At 69.9% G+C, this 17598-nt stretch carries 15 protein-coding genes and 1 tRNA gene; 6 read left to right on the top strand and 10 right to left on the bottom strand.

Translation table 11 applies throughout. The features are described from left to right. Positions 1-6 precede the first annotated feature (6 nt). Complete coding sequence (locus tag H5398_RS06040; protein ID WP_182799374.1) at positions 7-855, bottom strand: thioesterase family protein; 849 nt, start codon at positions 853-855, stop codon at positions 7-9. Beyond that, on the bottom strand, positions 856-2691 hold the full coding sequence (locus tag H5398_RS06035; protein ID WP_370586066.1) for a long-chain fatty acid--CoA ligase: 1836 nt from the start codon (positions 2689-2691) through the stop codon (positions 856-858). It lies immediately after the preceding gene. A gap of 126 nt (positions 2692-2817) precedes the next feature. Between H5398_RS06035 and H5398_RS06030 the strand changes: the two genes are divergently transcribed. The 4 genes from H5398_RS06030 (at position 2818) to H5398_RS06015 (ending at position 7549) form a co-directional block, all read left to right on the top strand. Then, positions 2818-3273, top strand: coding sequence for a MarR family winged helix-turn-helix transcriptional regulator (locus H5398_RS06030; protein ID WP_182783617.1), 456 nt, complete (start codon positions 2818-2820; stop codon positions 3271-3273). 5 nt (positions 3274-3278) lie between these two features. Next, positions 3279-6059 (top strand): FAD-binding and (Fe-S)-binding domain-containing protein, encoded by a 2781-nt coding sequence (locus H5398_RS06025; RefSeq protein ID WP_182799373.1) that lies wholly within the window; start codon positions 3279-3281, stop codon positions 6057-6059. Between the two features lie 94 nt (positions 6060-6153). Continuing rightward, the gene (locus tag H5398_RS06020) at positions 6154-6645 is read left to right on the top strand and encodes a SigE family RNA polymerase sigma factor (RefSeq protein ID WP_182783614.1); all 492 of its coding nucleotides are present in this window, start codon (positions 6154-6156) and stop codon (positions 6643-6645) included. Further along, on the top strand, positions 6638-7549 hold the full coding sequence (locus H5398_RS06015; RefSeq protein WP_182799372.1) for a hypothetical protein: 912 nt from the start codon (positions 6638-6640) through the stop codon (positions 7547-7549). Before H5398_RS06020 ends, H5398_RS06015 begins: the two co-directional genes overlap by 8 nt. Before the next feature lie 65 nt (positions 7550-7614). Here the strand turns inward: H5398_RS06015 and H5398_RS06010 are convergent, their stop codons facing one another. The 7 genes from H5398_RS06010 to H5398_RS05980 form a co-directional block, all read right to left on the bottom strand. Continuing rightward, on the bottom strand, positions 7615-8331 hold the full coding sequence (locus H5398_RS06010; RefSeq protein WP_182799371.1) for a hypothetical protein: 717 nt from the start codon (positions 8329-8331) through the stop codon (positions 7615-7617). After that, positions 8328-9206 carry an ABC transporter ATP-binding protein gene (locus H5398_RS06005; protein WP_182799370.1) on the bottom strand — a complete coding sequence of 293 codons (879 nt, stop codon included), beginning with the start codon at positions 9204-9206 and terminating at the stop codon, positions 8328-8330. The genes H5398_RS06010 and H5398_RS06005 overlap by 4 nt, the downstream gene beginning before the upstream one ends. Continuing rightward, entirely contained in the window at positions 9203-9562 is a 360-nt protein-coding gene (locus H5398_RS06000) for a GntR family transcriptional regulator (protein ID WP_182783606.1), read from the bottom strand. Before H5398_RS06000 ends, H5398_RS06005 begins: the two co-directional genes overlap by 4 nt. Before the next feature lie 119 nt (positions 9563-9681). Next, positions 9682-11364 (bottom strand): energy-dependent translational throttle protein EttA, encoded by a 1683-nt coding sequence (ettA, locus tag H5398_RS05995; RefSeq protein WP_182799369.1) that lies wholly within the window; start codon positions 11362-11364, stop codon positions 9682-9684. 73 nt (positions 11365-11437) lie between these two features. Further along, a complete protein-coding gene (locus H5398_RS05990; protein ID WP_182799368.1) occupies positions 11438-13039 on the bottom strand; it encodes a GTPase in 1602 nt (533 codons plus the stop codon). Beyond that, the gene (locus H5398_RS05985) at positions 13039-14766 is read right to left on the bottom strand and encodes an ABC transporter (RefSeq protein ID WP_182799367.1); all 1728 of its coding nucleotides are present in this window, start codon (positions 14764-14766) and stop codon (positions 13039-13041) included. Before H5398_RS05985 ends, H5398_RS05990 begins: the two co-directional genes overlap by 1 nt. Next, positions 14763-16139, bottom strand: a complete 1377-nt coding sequence (locus tag H5398_RS05980) for a PrsW family intramembrane metalloprotease (protein ID WP_182783598.1) — start codon at positions 16137-16139, stop codon at positions 14763-14765. Before H5398_RS05980 ends, H5398_RS05985 begins: the two co-directional genes overlap by 4 nt. Before the next feature lie 60 nt (positions 16140-16199). On the opposite strand from H5398_RS05980, the gene H5398_RS05975 reads away from it, so the two are divergent. Beyond that, positions 16200-16832, top strand: coding sequence for a 2'-5' RNA ligase family protein (locus tag H5398_RS05975; RefSeq protein ID WP_182799366.1), 633 nt, complete (start codon positions 16200-16202; stop codon positions 16830-16832). Here the strand turns inward: H5398_RS05975 and H5398_RS05970 are convergent. After that, positions 16798-16870: transfer RNA gene (locus H5398_RS05970), tRNA-Arg, on the bottom strand. The two genes, H5398_RS05975 and H5398_RS05970, sit on opposite strands and share 35 nt — an antisense overlap. A gap of 50 nt (positions 16871-16920) precedes the next feature. On the opposite strand from H5398_RS05970, the gene orn reads away from it, so the two are divergent. Continuing rightward, on the top strand, positions 16921-17556 hold the full coding sequence (gene orn, locus H5398_RS05965) for an oligoribonuclease (protein ID WP_182799365.1): 636 nt from the start codon (positions 16921-16923) through the stop codon (positions 17554-17556). The last annotated feature ends 42 nt before the right edge of the window (positions 17557-17598 follow it).

Below are 17598 nucleotides of genomic sequence, written 5' to 3'. Positions count from 1 at the left end.
GTCGGCTCAGGTGACGAGGTGCCTGCCGAGGCGCTCTCTCGTGGTCTCGTCGAGGGGGGTCTTGCGACCGTCGAGGTCCGCGCAGACCAGGATGGTGCGGCCGCGCACAAAGAGGGTCCCGTCCTCCGCATCGAGAATCTCGGCAGCCAGGGTGATCGACGACGACCCCAGCGCCACCGGTGCGATTCGGACCTCGTAGGGCTCCATCCGGTGGTCCATCTGGGCCACGTAGTCCACGTCCTGGCGAGCCACCAGCCACAGATGCCGACTCCCCGCCGAGCCGGCGCGGGCCATGTCCGGATCCCACGCCGTCGTCGCAGAGATCCGCGCCTGCTGCAGGTAGTCGAACACCTTGGCATTGTTGATGTGGCCGTAGGAGTCCAGGTCCGTCCAGCGCACGGGCAACGGCACCCTCGTCCCGCGACCCTCGAGCGACGGCGCCGCCAGCGCCCTGAGCGGCTCGGCCTCCACGCGATGGGCCTGAAGGAACTCCCGGTACTCCGGGAGGATCCGCGTGGGCGCCTGCGCCTCGAAATCGAAGGGACAGAGCAGCGTCCGGGCGACGACGGCGAGCTCGCCCGCCTGGCGTAGCTCATAGGACAGCGCGATCCGCGCCGCGCCGAGCTCCGCCACGCCGAGCCGGACGTCCACGCCGTCGTCCGAATAGTCGATGGCCCGCCGATACTCCACCTCGTGGCCGACCACGACCACCCCGGCGTCCAGGAGGTCGGAGGCCGGGCCGCTGCGGAGGAACGCCACGCGGGCCTCCTGCAGGTAATCCACCACGATGGCGTTGTTCACGTGCCCCTGCGCGTCCAGATCTGACCAGCGCAGGGGGCAGCGGACCTCGAACACTCAGCCTTCCTGCGGGTACAGGGAGTTGACCAGGTCCGAGTACTTCTCCGTGACGATGGAGCGACGGATCTTCATGTTGGGCGTGACGCCCTCGTTGTCCACCGTCAGCTCGTGGTCCAGGATGGCGAACTGCTTGACCGTCTCCCACCGCTCGAGCTTGGCGTTGACGCGCTCCATCCAACGCTCGATCGAGGCCCGGATCTCGGGACGCCGGCTGAGCTCGGCGTAGCTGAGCCCGCCGTGCCCGTGGTTGTCCGCCCACTTCTGCAGCATCACCGGGTCCAGCACCACCAGGGCGGAGACGTATTTGCGGCCGTCGCCGATGGCGATCGACTGCGCCACGTAAGGGATGTTGGCCTGGATGGCGCTCTCCACCTTCTGCGGGGCCACGAACTTTCCGCCGGAGGTCTTGAAGAGGTCCTTCTTGCGGTCCGTGATCTTGACGTGGCCGGTCGGCGTGATCTCGGCGATGTCGCCCGTGTGGTACCAGCCGTCGGCGTCGAGCGCCTCCGCCGTCTCCTCGGGAAGGTTGTGGTACCCGGGTGTGATGATGGGGCCGCGCAGCAGCAGCTCGCCGTCGTCCGCCAGCTTCCGCTCGATGCCGGGCAGGATGGGGCCGACGGTGCCGAAGTGCGGGTCACGCGGGAGGTCGACGCCGGCGATGGCGCTGGTCTCGGTGGCGCCGTAGCCCTCCACGATGAGGATGCCCGCACCGTAGAACCACTGCTGCACCTGCGGCGAGAGCTTGGCCGCGCCGGAGATCATGAACTTGATGTTGCCGCCCAGCTTCTCCTTGAGCTTGGAGAAGACAAGCTTGTCCGCGACCTTGTACTGCAGCGCCAGGGCACCGGTCAGCGGGCGGCCCGCGAGGCGGTCGTCGATGGACTGGTAGCCCACGTGGAAGGCCCAGCGGGCGATCCTGCCCTTGAGCCCAGTGGACCCCGTCATGACGGCGGCACGGACCTTCTCGAAGATGCGGGGCGCGCCGCACATGAACGAAGGCTTCACGATGCCGAGGTTCTCGACGATCTTGTCGATGCGCCCGTCGACGGCGGAGGCGAAGCCGTAGTCGAGTTGAACGGCGATCAACGCCTTGCCGAAGACGTGGCTGAGCGGCAGCCACAGGTACTGCAGCTCGTCCGGGCCGATGATGTCCAGGTACTTGGTGGCGGCGCCCTCGTAGACCCAGGACATGTGGTTGAGCCGGACGCCCTTGGGCCGGCCAGTGGTGCCGGAGGTGTAGATCAGGGTGGACAGCGACTCCCGGTGGGTGGAGGAGACCGCCTCGTCGACGGCCTCGGGATGCTCGGCCAGGTAGCGCTCGCCGGATTCACGCAGGTGCTCGAAGGAGATGATCCGGTCGTCAAGGGTCAGGCCTGTGGTGTCGAACACGACGATGGTGTGCACCTGCGCATCGAACTCGGGCGTGTCGGTGAGCTTGGCCACCTGCTCGGCGTTCTCCGCCACGAAGATCACCGAGTCGGAGTCCTTGACGATGAAGTGGAGGTCCCAGGCCTGCGTGTTCGGGTACACCGTGGTGGTGGCCCCGGCGGCGAGCGCGATCGCGAGATCCATGAAGATCCACTCGATGCGCGTGTTGGAGCAGATCGCGACGCGCTGCTCGTACTGCAGACCGCGTGCGAGCAGTCCGGCAGCCAGACGTTCCACGACGTCGTTGGTCTCCTGCCAGGTCAGCTTCGTCCACCCGGCCGGCATGTCGGCCGCCGCCTCGGGATACATGAAGGCGAGCTTGTTGGGCGTCGCCTCAACGCGCCGCCGGAACATGTGGCCGACGCTGTCGGCCGCCTTCTCCAAGATGTCTTCACGAATACCCACGGTGGCAGTCCCTTCTCACTTTCAGCCAAGACTATCGGGGGTGGCATTGAGCGGGTAGGGGTTTGAGCCGTGGGCGAAGTATCGGCAGGGATACTTGAAAGCTTAACAACCTGCTAGACTGACGGAATGTCCGAACCAGTGAACGGGTGGCTCAGCGAGAGCCAGCAACGCGTCTGGCGGAGCTATCTCCTGGCCAAGACCCACATCGAGGAATACCTGGAGGAGGCCCTGCGCGACTTCGGGCTGAGCCTCGCCGAATACGAGCTGCTCGTGCGCCTGTCCGAGTCCCCGGACCATACCATCCGGATGGGGGAGCTGGCCGCCTCGGTCGGGCACTCGAGGTCGCGCCTCACGCACACCGTCAAGCGGATGGAGCAGGCGGGCTTCGTCAAGCGGACGTCGTGCGCCTCCGACGGTCGCGGGGTCCAGGCCACCATGACCCAGACTGGGTTCGATCTGTTGAAGAAGGCCGCGCCTGCCCATGTGGATTCGGTGCGGCGCGTGTTCGTCGACGCCATGTCCCCGGAGGACTATGTTGCGCTCGGGCGCGCGATGTCGGCGGTGTTGGCGGTGGCAGACTAGGGCGGGTGACCACCACCTCCGCGCCCCACGCTCAGCTGCTCGACCGCCTCGGGGACCTCGCGGGGATCGTCGACACCTCCACGCTCACCCGCGCTCTGTACTCCAGCGACTCCTCGCTGTACCGGGTGGCCCCGCAGGCGGTGGCCCATCCCCGCACCACCGAAGAGCTGACCTCGCTGGTGCGCGCAGCCCTGGACACCGGCACCCCGATCACCGCCCGCGGCGCGGGCACCTCCTGCGCCGGCAACGCCGTCGGCCCCGGCCTGGTCATCGACACCTCCCGGCATCTCAATCGGATCCACTCCATCGACCCGCAGACCCGCACCGCCGTGATCGATCCCGGCGTGGTACAGGAGCAACTGCAGATCGCCGCCCGGCCGTTCGGCCTGAGGCTGGGCCCGGATCCTTCCACCTCGAACCGGTGCACCGTCGGCGGCATGATCGGCAACAACGCCTGCGGCCCCCGCGCGCTCGGCTACGGCCGGATGGCGGACAACGTGGTCAGCTTGGACATCATCACCGGGAACGGCGAGCTGCTGACCCTCGGCGCCGACGACGTGCCCGAGCTGCGCTCGCTGGTGGCGGCCAACCTCGGGGTCATCCGCACCGAGTTCGGCCGGTTCACCCGCCAGGTCTCCGGCTACTCGCTCGAGCACCTGCTGCCGGAGCGGAAGTTCGACGTGGCGAAGTTCTTCGCCGGCACCGAGGGCACGCTCGGCGTGATCGTCCGCGCGACCGTTCGCCTTGTAGCCGACGCCCCCGAGCGGCTCATGGTGGCGCTCGGCTACCCGACGATGGCCGACGCGGGAGACGACATCGCCAACCTGCTGCGCTTCAAGCCCTCCGCGTGCGAGGGCCTGGACCGGCGCATCGTGGACGTGGTGGTCGCCAAGTCGGGCGCCGCCGCCGTCCCGCCACTGCCCGCCGGTGACGGCTGGATGTTCCTCGAGGTGGTCGGCGACGACGCCGCCGAGGTCCGCGCCAGGGCTGAGGCGCTGGCGGCCGCCGCGAAGGCCGGCGAGGGCTGGGTGGTCGACGATCCGGCCCTGGCCTCCCAGCTGTGGAAGATCCGCGCAGATGGCGCCGGCCTCGCGGGCGTCAGCCTGGCCAAGCCCGCCTACGGGGGCTGGGAGGACGCGGCGGTCCCGCCCGCCCAGCTCGGCCACTACCTGCGCGCGTTCGACGACCTCCTGGCCAGGTACGGCCTGCACGGCCTCCCCTACGGCCACTTCGGCGACGGCTGCGTGCACTGCCGGATCGACTTCCCCCTCACCGAACCCGACGGCGCCGCGCGGTACCGCGCCTTCGTCGAGGAGGCGGCCGCGCTGGTGGCGGGCTTCGGGGGCTCGATGTCCGGCGAGCACGGCGACGGACGCGCACGCTCGGCCCTGCTGCCGCACATGTACTCGCCCAAAGCGCTGGAGCTGTTCTCGGGCGTCAAGCAGATCTTCGATCCGAGGAACCTGCTCAACCCCGGGGTGCTCGTCGACCCCGCCCCCGTGGAGGCCGATCTCAGGATGGTGGCCGCCAGCCGGTCACCGTTGTCACTGTCGGAGCCTGAGTTCGTCGAGCAGGTCCACCAGTGCAGCGGGGTGGGCAAGTGCCTGGCGGACACCACGGGCGCAGGCGGGGTGATGTGCCCGAGCTTCCAGGCCACCCGCAACGAGAAGGACTCCACGCGTGGCCGGGCGCGGGCGCTCCAGGAGATGGTCAACGGTTCGCTGATCACCCAGGGCTGGCGCTCCCCCGAGGTGCACGCCGCGCTGGACCTGTGCCTCTCCTGCAAGGGCTGTGCACGCGACTGCCCCACCGGCATCGACATGGCCGCCTACAAGGCCCGCGTCACCCACGAGCGATACAAGGGCAGGCTCCGCCCCCGCAACCACTACGCGCTGGGCTGGCTCCCCCGCTGGGGTCGGCTCATCACCGCCATCCCCGGGCTGGGCTCGCTGATCAACGTGGTGGGCAAGACCCCCGGGCTCGGGCGGCTGCTGCGATGGGGGGCCGGCGTGGACGCCCGCCGCGACATTCCCCGCTTCGCCAACCGCAGCGCCCGGAGCCGGATGCCCGCGGTGCCCGCGGGCAGCAAGGGTCGGGTCCTCATCTGGGTGGACTCGTTCTCGGACTGCTTCGAGTCCACCTCGTTCGCCGCCATGGTCCAGGTGCTGGTGCGGCTCGGCTACGAGCCCGAGGTCCTGAACGAGAACGCCTGCTGCGGCCTGACCTGGATCTCCACCGGTCAGCTCGACGGCGCCCGCCGTCAGCTGACCAACGCCGCGGCCGTCCTGGCCCCGTACGTGCGCGACGGGGTGCCGATCGTCGGAGTCGAGCCCTCCTGCACCGCAGTCTGGCGCAGCGATGCCCCCGAGCTTCTCCCGGACAACGCCGACGTCGCCGCGCTCGACGGCACAGTGCTGACTCTGGCCGAGTTCCTGGCCACCGACGCCGACTTCCGCGCCCCGGACCTCACGGGTCACACCATCGTCGCTCAGCCCCACTGCCACCATGCCTCGGTCATCGGCTGGGGACACGACAAGGCGCTCATCGAGTCCACCGGCGCCCGGCTCGTCGCGGTGGGCGGCTGCTGCGGCCTGGCCGGAAACTTCGGCGTCGAGCGGGGGCACCACGACGTGAGCGTGAAGGTGTTCGAGCACGACCTCGGCCCCGCCGTCGAGGCACACCCGGACGCGATCGTGCTGGCGGACGGATTCAGCTGCCAGACCCAGCTCACCTCCCTGGCAGGTCGGTCCTCGATGTCATTGGCGGAGCTGCTCGCCACCCACTGATCGCGGCGCGCCGGAACTCACATGCAACCGGCACCCTCCCCCCGGGCGTAGACAGGACACATCACTCACAACGCCAAGAAGGAGGGGGAGGGACGTGGACGAAGCCCAATTCGACCGGTTCTACGCGAACTCGTATTCCAAGCTCGTGGGCCAGGTCTATGCGATGTGCGGCAACCTGGCCGAGGCCCAGGACTGCGTCCAGGAGGCGTTCATCCGGGCGTGGGACCATCGCAGCCAACTCGACGTGCTCCGCAGCCCGGACGCCTGGGTGCGCACCACCGCCTACCGCCTGGCCGTGAGCCGCTGGCGCAAGGCGCGCCGCGCGTTCCGGCAGCCGGACCGGGCACTCGAGCCCGAGCGCACCCTTGAGCCCACCCCGGACCGGGTCGCCATCAACCGCGCCCTCGAGCAACTGCCTGACGCCCAGCGTCGGGCGATCGTGCTCTACCACCTGTGCGATCTGAGCGTCAGCGAGATCGCGCAGGAGGTGGGCTCCCCCACCGGGACCGTCAAGGCCCGGCTCGCCCGCGGGCGCCAGACACTCGCCCGCCTGCTCAACACCGATCTGGAGGTTCGTCATGCCTGAACACATCCCCCAACTCGACGACCTCGCGGCCCAGGCTCAGGAGGCCCCCATGCTCCCCGCTCACGAAGTCCGTCGTCTCGGCGACCGCCGTCGCACCACGCGACGCGCGGGCTTGGCCGTGGCCGCGGTCGGCGCCGTCGCCGCGCTCGGCGTGGGCGTCTGGGCCGTCACTCCCCTGCTCCGCGGGGCCGACAACCCCGACTGGGCCGCCTCGCCCAGCCCGACCGTCAGCCCGACCGTCAGCCCCACTGCCTCGCCGGACCCGACGCCCTCGCCGAGCCCGACGGATGCGCCGTCGCCCACCGCGCCGGCCGTGCCGGTGCCGCCGACGTGGGCGAACGTGCCCACCGCCGCTCTGATGTACCCGTACGGCTCCTCACCGCTGGTCGGGGTGCTGTCCGAGAGCGAGGCGATGGGTGAGACCGCCAAGGGACTGTGCGACCGCGGTGAGTGGGGCAGTCCCACCACCACCCTGGTCCGCTCGTTCGGGATCGAGGGCGAGCTGCCCACCTACGCCATCGTGCTCGGGTACGCCGACGAGGCTGCCGCCTCCGAGGGTTTCGACCAGATCCACACCGCCGCCGTCGAGTGCGAGTCGATCATGACCGAGGCCGGCTGGGACCGGGTGAGCTCGGCCGAGGACACGAGGCTGCCGTTCGACGGCTCCACCGTCGAGGAGGAACCCACGCGCGCCGCCTACTTCTTCGGCATGGCCGTCATGGAGGGTGAGGACGTCGGCGTGTTCAACGACACCCTGGTGATGCAGGCCGGCGAGCGCGTGGTGTGGCTGGTCAGCACCTTCGAGGGCATGGACAACAACTGCTCGGTCCTGGCCAACGACGACGCCGGCCAGTGCTCGTTCGCCAAGTCGATGCCGGAGGTGCTCGAGCTCCTCGTCAAGTAGCAGCCCGAAACACGAGCGGCGTTTCCCGGCCCGGACCGGGAAACGCCGCTCGTGCGATGGGGGGGTCAGGCGTTTCGGACGCTGGCCCGGCTCAGGAAGCTCCAGGCCCCTGCCAGCGAGATGGCGGCCAGCACCGTGAGAGCCACACCGGCCCACAGCACTGAGAACCACCCCAGGAACGCCTCCAGTCTCGGCATGACCAGCAGGATCCCCGCCAGGACCAGCACGACGAACGCCCCGCAGATGATCATCGGTCCACGGTTGCCGAACCTCAACCAGGAGGCGCCGGACAGGGCGCCGAGGGCCAGGCTGGCCAACACCCCACTGGGGACCACGGTGAGGAAGTGCGCCCAGTCGCCGGCCCCGAGCGCCCAGATGTCGAGGGTGTGCGCGCCCATGAACCAGTGGTTCGTGGCCTTCTCCAGCGCAAGGAGCAGGGAGAGCAGGACCGAGAGGTAGGCGGTCTGCAGGAGGAAGTACAGGCCGGTCCCGATGACGTACTGCCGACGCGTCGTGCCCAGGGCCAGGGCAAAGGCGAAGCACGCCACCGAGGACTGCACCCCGAGCGCGATGAGGAAGCCGATGAGAGTCCAGAGGATGCCCTGGCTGTTGCGCAGCCCGTCGGCGATCTCCGGGTCGAGGGTGTCCACGCCGGCCAGCCTCATCGCGAACGTGATGACGACCATGACCGCGACCACCCCGAGGCTCAGCCAGAGCGGCATCAACCACGTCGTCGACCGGCGGGAGACGTGCAGCGCAAAGACGTCGAGCGCGCGCTTCATGACGAGACCTCCTTCGTGTGCAGCCCGTAGGCCGCGACCAGTTCGTGCAGCGAAGCGGGCTCCGTCGTCAGGCCGGCTGCGGCGGCCTCGTGTGCCAGGTCCGTCGTCGCGGTGACGACGGCTGTGCCCAGCACCCCGAGCGAGTTGCGGTGCAGCACCGCATGGTTGGCGGTGACGCGTTCGATGGCGTCCATCCGGCCGCTCAGCCGCAGCGCCCTGCCCCTGAGTTCGTCGACCTCGGCGTCCTCGCGCACCCGGCCGTGGTCCAGCACGATCACCCTGCTCAGCAGCTCCTCGATCTCGTCGATGAGGTGCGTGGACACGACGATGGTGCGGGGATGGGCGATGTAGTCGCGTAGGAGCAGGTCGTAGAAGAGCATGCGCGCCGTGGCGTCGAGGCCGAGGTACGGCTCGTCGAAGAACGTCAGGGGTGCCCGAGAGGCCAGCCCCACGAGGATGCCCACGGCGGACAACTGGCCGCGCGAGAGCTTGCGGATGTCGCGGTCCGTCGGAAGTTCGAAGGTGTCGACGACGCGGGCGGCGAGGTCCGCGTCCCAGGACGGGTAGAAGCGTGCGCCCGTATTCAGGAGGTGGGGCACACGGAACTCGTCCGGGTAACGCTGGTTGTCGCGGACGAAGCAGGTCTGGCCGAGCACCCGTTCGTTCTCCCGCGGGTCCTCCCCGAGCACCCGGACCGTGCCGGACGTGGGTGTCTCATGGGCGGTGATCAGCGACATCAGAACGGTCTTGCCGGCGCCGTTGCGCCCGAGCAGCCCGGTGATCGCGTCGCGTTCGATGGAGAGGGTCACACCGTCTAGAGCGGTGACCGGCCCGTAGCGCTTGGTGAGGCTGCGGGCCTCGATGGCTGCACTCATGGGGTGGCTTCCTTTCGCAGCAGGTCGACGAGGGTGTCGGGGTGAATGCCGAGGGTGCGCGCCTCGGCGAGGAGGGGCACGACGAATCGGGCGGTGAAGGCTGTGCGGCGTGCGGTGCGAATGAGGTCCAGTGCACCGTCGGCGACGAACATGCCCACACCCCTTCGTTTGACCAGGACCCCCTGGTCTACGAGGAGAGAGACGGCCCGGTTGGCCGTGGCGGGGTTGATGCGGTGGAAGACGGCGAGCTCGTTGATGGAGGGCACCTGATCACCCTCCGCGTAGACGCCGCGCAGCACGTCGTCACTCAGCGAGTCGGCGAGTTGCTGAAAGATCGGTGATGCGTCGTCGAACACGTCCCGCTCCTTCTTGGTTACTTAGTACACCAACTAACCTAGCAACCATGTCGACGATCTGCAAGACCCGGGAACGACGAAGGCCGTCCCCGAGGGGACGGCCTGTCGTACAGGGGTGGTCAGCGGGTGAGCCGCCGGTGGGTCGAACGGTGCGGGCGGGCCGCCTCCGGGCCGAGGCGCTCGAGCTTGTTCACCTCGTAGTCGGCGAAGTTGCCCTCGAACCAGAACCAGCGCGGCGTGCCGTCCTCGTCCTCGCCCTCCCAGGCGAGCATGTGGGTGGCGACGCGGTCCAGGAACCAACGGTCGTGGGAGATCACGACGGCGCAGCCGGGGAAGTCCAGCAGTGCGTCCTCGAGGCTGGAGAGGGTCTCGACGTCCAGGTCGTTGGTGGGCTCGTCGAGGAGCAGCACGTTGCCGCCCTGCTTGAGGGTGAGTGCCAGGTTCAGGCGGTTGCGCTCACCGCCGGAGAGGATGCCTGCCAGCTTCTGCTGGTCCGGCCCCTTGAACCCGAACGACGCGACGTAGGCGCGCGAGGGCATCTCGAAGTTGGCCACCTTGATGAAGTCCAGGCCGTCCGAGACCACCTGCCACACGTTGTCCTTCGGGTTGAGACCCGAACGGTTCTGGTCCACGTAGCTGAACGAGACCGTCTCGCCGATCTTGACCGAGCCCGAGTCCGGCTCCTCGAGGCCCGTGATGGTCTTGAAGAGGGTGGTCTTGCCGACGCCGTTGGGGCCGATGATGCCCACGATCCCGGCGCGCGGGAGGGTGAAGGAGAGGTCCTTGATGAGCACGCGGTCCCCGAAGCCCTTAGTCAGCTTCTTCACCTCGAGGACGATCGAGCCCAGGCGGGGGCCCGGCGGGATGTTGATCTCTCCCGTGTCGAGCTTGCGATCGCGCTCGGCCTCGGCCGCCATCTCCTCGTAGCGCTGCAGGCGCGCCTTGCTCTTGGCCTGGCGGGCCTTGGGCGAGGACCGCACCCACTCGAGTTCCTTCTCCAGGATCTTGGCGCGCTTGGCGTCCTTCTTGCCCTCGATCTGGAGGCGCTGGCGCTTGGTGTCGAGGTAGGTGGAGTAGTTGCCCTCGTAGGGGTGGAGCTTGCCGCGGTCCACCTCGCAGATCCATTGCGCCACGTTATCGAGGAAGTACCGGTCGTGCGTGACGGCCAGGACAGCGCCCGGGTAGGCCTTGAGGTGGCCCTCCAGCCAGTTCACGGACTCGGCATCCAGGTGGTTGGTGGGCTCGTCGAGGAGCAGGAGGTCCGGCTGCTGCAGGAGCAGCTTGCACAGCGCCACCCGGCGGCGCTCGCCGCCGGAGAGCACGTCGACGATGGCATCCGCCGGCGGGCACTGGAGCGCGTCCATCGCCTGGTCCAGGCGGGCGTCGACGTCCCATGCCTCGTGCGCGTCGAGGTAGGTCTGGAGGTCCCCCATCTCGACGAGCAGGGCGTCGAAGTCCGCATCCGGCTCGGCCATCTCGTGGCCGATCGCCTCGAAGCGGGCCATCTTCGCCTTGATCTCGGCGACGGCCTCCTCCACGTTCTCCTGAACCGTCTTGCCCTCGGTGAGCGGGGGCTCCTGGAGCAGGATGCCGACGGTGGCCCCCTTCTGCAGCTGCGCATCCCCGTTGTTGGGGCGGTCCATGCCCGCCATCAGCTTGAGCATGGTGGACTTGCCGGCGCCGTTGGGGCCGACGATGCCGATCTTCGCGCCGGGGTAGAAGGAGAGGGTGACGTTGTCAAGGATGACCTTGTCGCCCACCGCTTTGCGCACGTTGTGCATGGTGTAGATGAACTCAGCCACTTGAAAGCCTTTCGAATTGACCGCACGCCAGTATGCCAGCAATCCCCAGGAGACCCGATTCGGCGGTGTGGCCTCAGAGCAGACGGTCCAACGCGGCCCGGGCGGCGGCGTAGAGGGCCACCTCACCCTCAGCGGGCCGCAGCACCAGCTCGTGGGCCACCGTCGCGACGGAGGCCTCCAGCGCCTTCTTCGCCCTGCGGGCGGCGCGGTTGGCCGATGCGCCGATGGCCAGCTGCGACCCGAAGGACAAGAGGATCCCGGCAGCCACCCCGCCCAGCGCAAGCACCGTGGGCAGCGGCACCCGCGGGCCGTCCGCGGGTCCGACGGGCACCGTGGTCAGCTGCCCCAGTCCGAAGTAGGAGAGGACCACGTTGAGCGTGAGCCAGCCGAGACCCACCACGACGGCGCCGATGAGGAGCCACTGCAGGACGCGGATCACCTGCCACCACAGCGGCGTCCGCGACACCCGCAGGTCTGTGGCGACGACGGCGCGGTCCAACTCGTCGGCCAACGTGTCTTCGTTGCTGCGCACGGCCCGGCCAATGGCCTCCTGCCACACCGGCGGCATCCCCTCGCCCAGCTCGGCCGCGACTGCCCGGAGGCCGGAGGACTGCTGCGCGCCTGCCGCGGCTGAGCGGGCCGGCAGCGAGCTGCGCGTCAGCGCCGGGCCCTCCAGCTGCGCCTTCTCCTTCGGCGCGCCGAGCCGCAGTCGCTTGAGGGGGTCCGGCCGGAGCCTTCCGAGCCACTTGACCAGGGGCCAGCCGGTGTGGAGCTGGCCACGGTGGCGCACAGAGGTTCGCACGGCGTCGACGACGATGGGAACACCGGCGGCACCCGACAGGTCGGCGGTGAGTCGGCTGACGGTGCTCTTGTCCGCGGTGCCGACCCGTCCACGGCCGACGGCCTCGTCCAGCGCCCCGGCCGCGACACTCACGTCCGCGGCCAGCCGGGCGGCAGCGGCCCGCTTCCCGGCCGCCACTCGAGCCAGGTGGTCGCGCAGCTCGGCCACGCCCGTGCCGGTGACGGCGCTGGTGGCGATCAGCGGCACGTCGTCCAGGCCGTCGTCGACCAGCAGCCGGCGGATGTGGGCCAGGCACAGTTCGAGCTGGGCCGGGGTGAGCCGGTCCGCCTGGTTGAGCACCACCGTGATCACCTCGCGGTGCTGGGCAAGGGGGCGCAGGTAGTTCTTGTGCAGCGCCGCGTCGGCGTACTTCTGCGGATCGAGCACCCAGACGAACTGGTCCACCACACCCACCATGCGGTCCACCTCCACGCGGTGCGACGAGGCCGTGGAGTCGTGGTCCGGGAGGTCCAGCAACACCAGATCCGCCATCCGCGGCTCCGGCGGGGCCACCTCGTGGCGGCGTTCAACGCCGAGGAAGTCCAGCAGCGCGACGTTGGTGGCGGAGAAGCTGGCCGCCAGCGTGGTGGAGGTGGTGGGGCGGCGGGGGCCCTGTTCGGCCAGCCGCGCGCCGGTGAGCGCGTTGAACAGCGACGACTTCCCGGAGCCGGTGGCGCCGGCCAGCGCCACCACGGACTGCTCGCCGGCGGCGAGACGGCGCCCGGCGCGCCCGAGGACGTCCAGGGTTCGCCGCTCCACCTCCTCGGGAATGCGCCCGGCCACCAGGTCCAGCGCCTCGCGCAGCACCTCCAGCTGCTGGGCGACGGCGGCCATCAATCCATCCCCACGGGCTTGGTCAGGTCGTCGAACGCGTCCCGGGCGGCCGACCGGAGGGAGCTGCGGGCGGCCTCGAGCCCGGCCGCGGCCCCCGCTTCCACGGCCAGCGAGTCCAGCACCTCGGTGTAGCGGGCGAGCTCGAGCCCCAGGGCGCCGTCGACGCGGGCCTCCAGCTCCCGCCGCGCCTGCTCGGCCAGCTTGCGGACGGCGTCCTCGCCGAAGACGGCCTCCAGGAGGCGCTGGGCCAGGACCGAGGCGCCGCCCGCGATGCCCACCTCGGCGCCGGTGAGGCCGCCGGTGAGCGTGAACACGTAGATGATGAGCGCGGCGCCGACGGCGTTGGTGCCGAGCGCCAGGAACCGGGCCCGCATCCGCCGCCCGCGACCCTGCTCCTCGACGAGTTGAAGCACGTCGGACTGCCAGGCCCGGATGGCGGCGGCCGCGGCCTCGTCGAAGCCTGCCGACGCGGTGGCCAGCGAGGGTTCGGCGACGATGATGTCGCGGCCCCATCGGGTGTGCGACCACGCCACGGCGGTGGCCTCGGCGGCCCGCTCGCCGGCGTCCTTGACGACGGCGGCCAGGTTGTCCGAGATGGCCACCTCGACGGCTTGGACGCGCTCGTCGCCGGTGAACCAGCCGGTGATCCGGTCTCGGAGAGCGCCGATGCGCTGTTCGACTGTGCGCATGAACTCGCCGGTGCCCACCAGGTCCTGCCAACGGCTGAGGATTTCGCCGCGCAGCATGGTGCCGTCGCCGGCGGCCTGGCTGACGTCCGCCGCGGACTGGCGGTAGGCGCGGGCGGCCTGCTCACGGAGCTCCTCAATGGCGGCCTCCTGGCGCGCCATTCCCTCGCCGAGGTCCTTCAGCTGGGTGTCGATGGAGCGCACTGACCCCGCCAGTGTCTGTACCGCCACCTGGGAGCGGGCCTCGGACTGGGCGGCGAGGGACTCCAGCCAGTGCCGGATGCCTGCCACATCCCCGGCCGGGAGCATGCCGTCCGGCGGCAGCGAGCGTTCCACGACGGCGAACAGCTTGGCCGAGGCCAGCCCGCGCTCGGCCAGCATCTCGGCGAGGTGACCGGAGACCTCGCCGACGGCGCCGGGCGGGCATCGGTTGACGATGACGCCGACGACGGTGTTGCGCTCGGCGGCGGCGGCCAGGTAGTCCCAGGGCACGGCGTCGGCGTAGCGGGCGGCCGAGGTGACGAACAGCCACAGGTCCGCGGCCAGCAGGAGCTGGCGCGCCAGGGTGCGGTTGGCGTCGTCGACCGAGTCGATGTCTGGCGCGTCGAGCAGCGCCAGGCCCGGCTTGAGGTCCGGGAAGGAGACGATGTGCAGGGCGCGCGAGTCGTGCAGCTGGGTGTCGGTGCGCACCAGCGCGGGCAGCACCTGGTCGCTGCGGAACCAGGCCTCGTCTGCCGGGTTGCACACCAGCACCGGGGACTTGGTGGTGGGGCGCAGGACGCCGGGCCTGGTGACGGAGGCCCGCAGCAGGGAGTTGACGAGGGTGGATTTGCCTGCGCCTGTGGACCCGCCGACGACGGCCAGCAGCGGGGCGTCGAGGCGCGAGGCGCGCGGAAGGAGGTAGTCGCGCACCTGGTGACCCAGCGAAACCGTCATGGCCCGCAGCTCCTCGGCTCCTGGCAGAGGCAGCGGGAACTGGGCGCCGCCGAGGGCGTCGTCGAGTTGGTGGAAGGCCCGGGCGAGGCTGTCTGCGCCGCTCATCGGGGCCAGTTCCCGCCCACGCCGGCGGGGCCGGGCGCCTGGGGTGGCGGATAGCTGCTGGTCAGCGGGCCAGGGGTGGCGCCGTCGGGCGGTGGGGGCGGCAGGGACCGGGTGCGGCGGCGCTCGATCAGGCGCAGGCCGGTGGTGTCGGTGAGGGCCTTGCCGCGGAGGGCGTCGATCTCGTGGACGAGGTCTCGGGCGTGCAGGTCCCCCGCCTCGTCGACGACGCCGCGCGTCATGGAGTTGCGGAGGTAGGCCAGCTCGGTGACGCGCCGCACCAGGGTGGCCGTGTGCCACCAGGTGCGGGGCCCTCTGAAGAGGGCGAACCAGAGCAGCTTGAGCCGCTTGAGGGGGCCGCCGAACACCGCGACATCCTGCTCGGTGAGCCATCCGGCGCGCTGATAGTCGGTGAGCCGGGCCCGGATCAGCTGGCCGTTTCCGACGACGCTGACGATCAGGGAGATGATGATCACACCGACGAGCGCGAGGGCGAGGTACCAGGCCCGCTGCAGCTGGTCCATGGGATTGGTGGAGGCGAGGCCGTTGAACAACATGTGGCCGGCGCAGGCGAGCAGGAAGCCGCCCACCGGGGCCAGGACGCGCACGATCCTGCTGCGCGCGCCCAGCCCGATGACCAGGCCCGAGGCCGTCATCAGGGTGAACAGCGGATGCCCGAACGAGGTGTAGACCCCGCGCAGCATGACCAACTCCATCATGGTCTCGTCCGGGTTGGCGATGGTGATGTCGTTGGTGGCCTGCATCCACACGCGGGCGTAGTAGATGATGTTCTCCGTGAAGGCGAAGCCCGCCGCGGACAGGCCCGCCAGCGCCACCATGCTCAGCCGCGACACCAGCCGCCGCCGCATGAAGATCACCAGCACCACGAGGATCGTGGCCTTGGACAGCTCCTCGATGAACGGCGCCGAGAACACCGCCGCGCGTGATCCGGTGTCCGAGTTGGCTTCTGTGGTGGCCATCATCTCCGCGGCCCACGAGTTGACGTGGATGGACACCCAGGTGGAGGCGCAGGCTCCCCACAGGAACGTCAGCAGCCAGGCAACCGGCGATGATGCCCGGAAGCGGTCCAGCCAGATGAACAGCGCCGAGTAGGCCAGCGCCGTCCACATCGCCCAGAAGGCGGCCTTGCGGAACGCCTCCGTGGTGATGCCGAGGGTCTGGGTGCCGTCCTCGAACGTCTGCGGCGGAGCCAGAATCCAGTACTGGGCGTAGACGAAGTACGCGTAGGCCGGGAGGAGGACGAGCGTCATCCAGAACAGCGGATTGGCGAGCATGCGCCGGTACCACGGGCGGGCATCCGGCACGGGCAGCCCGTTGAGGCGTCGCTGCCTGGTGGCGATCTCCGCGGTAGTCATGATGGCGACAGCCTACCCGCCGCGCCTCCGGGACCGGCGAGATGCCGTTACGGTGTGGCCATGCAGAGCTTCTTCGCCTCCATGACGCCCTGGGACCAGCCCGATGGCTCACTCCACGTCTACGTGTTGCCCGACGACGAGGCCGCGGACCGCCTGGAGGACCTGCAGTCCCGGCTGGCCGGGGTGCCGAACCTCCCCGTGATGCCGCGCGCGTGGCTGCACTTCACCGTCAACCGGTTGGCCCAGTTCGACGATCTGTCGATGGCCGAGCTGACGCGCCTCGGCGACGCCCTCACCGTCGAGCTGGCCGGCGTCCCGGCATTCGATCTGGAGGTGGGGGCGCCGGAGGTGCACGACGTCGCCGTCGAGTGTGTCGCGGGGTCCACGTCCGGGTGGGAGTCGCTGGTCGACGCGGTGCGCCGCGCCGCCCTGGCCACGTTCGGGGGCACGATGCCCGACCGCCCGTACGCGCCGCACGTGACGCTGGCCTATGCCACAGGGGAGGTCTCCGACGACGAGGTGCGGGGCAGGCTGACGGGCGCTGCGCCGGTGGGTCGGATGCGGGTGGCGACGGCGCACCTGCTGTCCGTGACAGTGCGCCCGGAGCTGGGGTGGTTCGACTTCATCGAGTTGGCCAATTGGTCTCTGCCAACGACGGCGCCCCAGGCAGGACTCGAACCTGCGACCGGCTGATTAGAAGTCAGATGCTCTATCCGCTGAGCTACAGGGGCTGGTCACCTGAGTGTAACGGGCTTGGCCCGAGGGCCTAGATTTGGCTCCCATGAGCGAGAAACTGGTGTGGGTCGACTGCGAGATGACCGGCTTGGACGTCGTCGAGGACGCGATGATCGAGGTGGCCGTGCTCGTCACCGACGGCGACCTCAACGTGCTGGGCGAGGGTGTGGACATCCTCATCAAGCCCAGCAACGCGGCCCTGGCGCAGATGGGGGACTTCGTCCGCGCCATGCACACCAAGTCCGGCCTCCTCGATCAGCTGCCCCTGGGCGTGACCATGGCCGAGGCCACCGAGCAGGTGATGGACTACGTCCGGACCCACGTGCCGGTCGCCCGCAAGGCTCCGCTGGCGGGCAACACCATCGGGACGGACCGCGCGTTCCTCGCCCGCGACATGCCGGAGCTGGAGCAGTGGGTGCACTACCGCAACGTGGACGTGTCCACCATCAAGGAGCTGTCGAAGCGGTGGTACCCGCGGGTGCACTACGGCGCGCCGAAGAAGGCCGGCAACCACCGGGCTCTGGCGGACATCCAGGAATCCATCGAGGAGCTGCGCTACTACCGCGAGGCGGTCTTCGTGCCGCCGCCAGGTCCGTCGCCGACGGAGCTGCGCGCCATCGCGGAGCGCCATCGCGGGACCCTCACCGGGGCCGCAGGAGAGGCAATTTCGCAGGGCCACTAGGGGTGCGCTATTGTTTCTCAGTCGTCGCGCCCCTGTGGGCTT

Source organism: Tessaracoccus sp. MC1679, assembly GCF_014164775.1.
Classification (GTDB): domain Bacteria; phylum Actinomycetota; class Actinomycetes; order Propionibacteriales; family Propionibacteriaceae; genus Arachnia.
This window is presented reverse-complemented; position numbering and strand designations above follow the sequence as displayed.